General features: G+C 68.7%; 4 protein-coding genes. 2 read left to right on the top strand and 2 right to left on the bottom strand.

Annotated features, from left to right (window positions below; all coding sequences use genetic code 11):
* On the bottom strand, positions 1 to 647 hold a 647-nt coding region (locus AB0I34_RS44045; RefSeq protein WP_360458688.1), incomplete at its 3' end, for a 2-oxo acid dehydrogenase subunit E2.
* Positions 648 to 900: 253 nt separating this feature from the next.
* On the opposite strand from AB0I34_RS44045, the gene AB0I34_RS44040 reads away from it, so the two are divergent.
* On the top strand, positions 901 to 1881 hold the full coding sequence (locus AB0I34_RS44040) for a hypothetical protein (protein ID WP_360458686.1): 981 nt from the start codon (positions 901 to 903) through the stop codon (positions 1879 to 1881).
* 243 nt (positions 1882 to 2124) lie between these two features.
* On the opposite strand, the gene AB0I34_RS44035 is transcribed toward AB0I34_RS44040, so the two are convergent.
* Positions 2125 to 2424, bottom strand: coding sequence for a 2TM domain-containing protein (locus tag AB0I34_RS44035; RefSeq protein ID WP_360458683.1), 300 nt, complete (start codon positions 2422 to 2424; stop codon positions 2125 to 2127).
* 270 nt (positions 2425 to 2694) lie between these two features.
* Between AB0I34_RS44035 and AB0I34_RS44030 the strand changes: the two genes are divergently transcribed.
* On the top strand, positions 2695 to 2804 hold a 110-nt coding region (locus AB0I34_RS44030; RefSeq protein ID WP_360458509.1), incomplete at its 3' end, for a glyceraldehyde 3-phosphate dehydrogenase NAD-binding domain-containing protein.

Here is a 2804-nt window from a genome sequence, read left to right as displayed (position 1 = left end):
AGCATCGGACGCCGGGTGATGCCGCCGATGACGATGCTCAGTGTGTGCAGCTGGAAGGCGATTCCCCAGCCGCCACCGGCGCCGAACATTCCGACCGCTGTCACGCCGACGGTTCCTGCCAGCGCCCGTTGGCGATGAGGCAACCGGTGCAGCATCCCGAGCAAGCGGACGCGCACGAAGCCGGGCAGGATCAGGTAGGCGCGTGCCCACGGTGCCTTGCGGACCGACGGACTGAGGTAGGGATCCGCCTTGACATCGTGGATCTCGCGGTGCAGTTCCTCCACGGTGCGGTGGCCGGCATCGCGCAGCACATGGGTGAACGCGAACGGGCTGCCGTCCACGTCGACCTCGACGGGCAGACCGATATCGACCTGGTCGAAGATCACGTCCCGTCCGCGGAGGTCGCGGTACGCCTGGACCGTGGGATCGGCGGCGACCGCGCGAGCCACACAGGCGACGACGAAGGCGGTGAACGAGACATCCTCACCGGTTGTCTCATGATGTCGTCGCAACGCCCCGCGGGCCGAGGTCACGTCGACGTCGAACAGTCCGTGGATGGCGTGGCGGCGTTGGGCGGCCCGGGCGGCGTCGATCACGAGTCGCCGGGCCCAGGGCACGGGCACGACCTTCGAGTGCAGCTGATGCACGGTCCACCTCCGGAGCCGATCTGATGCAAGCATCGTTCGCCCGGGCAGCCTCCGCATCGGCCGATCGGTCCGAGCGGACGGGGCTTTTGGCCCTACGGGGGCCGATGGAGTCGGCGTTCGCTCGAAGGTGCACGGACTCGTCGAGGCAGGGAGAACGATCGTGCGGTAGGTCGCACCCTGTTCGGTGACGCGAAGGTCGTGCTCACCGCGTTGATCAACGAGATCCAGGCCTATGTCCACTGAGGTGAGAGCGATGAGGGAAACGATGCGGCCGGGGGCCGAGCCGACGGACGCGGATCGCGATGCGATGCTGCGGGCGGCGGTGGCGGCCCCGTCCATGCACAACACCCAGCCGTGGCGGTTCCGGTTCGCCGGCTGGGAGGTCGAGGTGTACCGGGATCGTGAGCGGGAGCTGCCCGCCGAGGATCCGTCGCGGCGGATGTTGTACGTCTCGCTGGGGGCTGCGATCTTCAATCTGCGGGTGGCCGCGGCGGCCCGCGGGATCGGCTCACAGGTCCGCCATCTGATGGACCAGCGCCGGCCTGACCTCGTGGCGGTGGTGGAACTCGACGCACCGCTGACCGGTGCGATGGCCGGCCTGGCGCCGTACATCCTGCAACGCCGGACGAACCGGGAGCCGTTCAGCGACGAGCGGGTGCCGGACCAGGTCCGGGCGGAACTCGGGCTGCGTGCGCGGATCGAGGGAGCCGTCCTGCAGTGGCTCGATCGGCCGCCGGGGCAGTGGTGGTTGCAGATGGCAACGAATGAGGCGGTGGACGCGGACGACGGGGACCGCGGCCGCTCGGCGGAGCGGCGCCGGTGGGTCGGGGGCGACCGCGCGTACGACGGCGTGCCGTCGAGTGCGCTCGGGCCCCGGATCGCGGGTGGCAATCCGGTCGTGCGTGATCTGGCAGCCACCGAGGCCGATGAGTCGAGACCGGTGGCGGACTTCGAGCGTGCACCGCAGTTCGCGGTGCTGGCGACCCGGTACGACGGACCGATCGAATGGCTCCGCGCCGGCCAGGCACTCGAGGGAGTGCTGCTGGAAGCTACCGCACAAGGGGTCTCGACGTCACTGCTCAACCAGGTGATCGAGCATGAGGGCCTGCGCTGGCAGATCAACGATCCTCTCGGACCCTGGCAACGGCCCCAGACTGTGATCCGCTTCGGCTACGGGCGCCCCGTCCCACCGACTCCCCGCCGCCCGATCGCCGACGTGCTGATCCGGGACTGACGGTTCGTCCCGCGATAGGTCGGGTGGTCCGGGAGCTCGGGACCTTGGGCCCTGACCTCGCGGCGTGGAATCGACGACTCTGGAGATGCAGGGGAACGACCGGCTCGCCGGGAGCAGACCTTGGACAGGTGGTCGCAGGCCACGAGATCCGCCGTCATCAAGACGGTTCCGGTCCGGTGAGCCGGTCCTCTGCGTCCAGTCGAAAGGCCTGCCCCGAGTCGGGGCAGGCCTTCTGGACTGTTGTCACCTGCGGCGGGCGATGCGGTCCATCGCGGCCCGGACCGCGGTCTCGCTCGGTTGCGGCCAGAACACGTCCCACGCGTGGAAGACGACTCCGATGCCCCAGCCGAACATCGGGAAGGCCGGCCAGAAGAATCCCGCACCGGTCAGGTACCAGATGACCACCAGGAAGGTGTTCACCGTCAGGTAGGCGAGGATGTGTCCCGCGAGGTCATGCCGCTTGCGGAGATCCTCGACCGCCTGCTTGCGCAGCGTCTCGTCGTTGTCGGCCGGAAGGGGCCGATCGACGACCTTCTCATCCATGACTGCCTCCTTGCTCATCACTTCCACCGTCCGCCGGTGCCGGCCGTCCGGTCAGGGCACCAAGACGCGTCCTCAGCGGGACCTTCGGCTCTGCTGACAGTGGCTGTGGATCGGGATCCTCACGAGCTCGGGTGCCTTCCTGCTGGGTGGCACGCCGGCAGTCGTACGGCAGTCGTACGGCAGTCGACGCCGGGACCTTCGACCCTGCCGACGACCCTTGGCCGACCGGTCGAATGAAGGGGACGGAGACAACCGACTGAGGGGTCGATCATGAGCGTACGGGTGGGGATCAATGGGTTCGGGCGGATCGGGCGCGACTACCTGCGCTGTGTGCTCGAGCGGACGTCGAGCGGTATCGAGGTGGTCGCGATCAACGACGT

The organism is Kribbella sp. NPDC050281 (assembly GCF_040655855.1).
Taxonomy (GTDB): domain Bacteria; phylum Actinomycetota; class Actinomycetes; order Propionibacteriales; family Kribbellaceae; genus Kribbella.
Note: the sequence above shows the minus strand (reverse complement) of the source record. Positions and strands in the feature narration are given on the sequence as shown.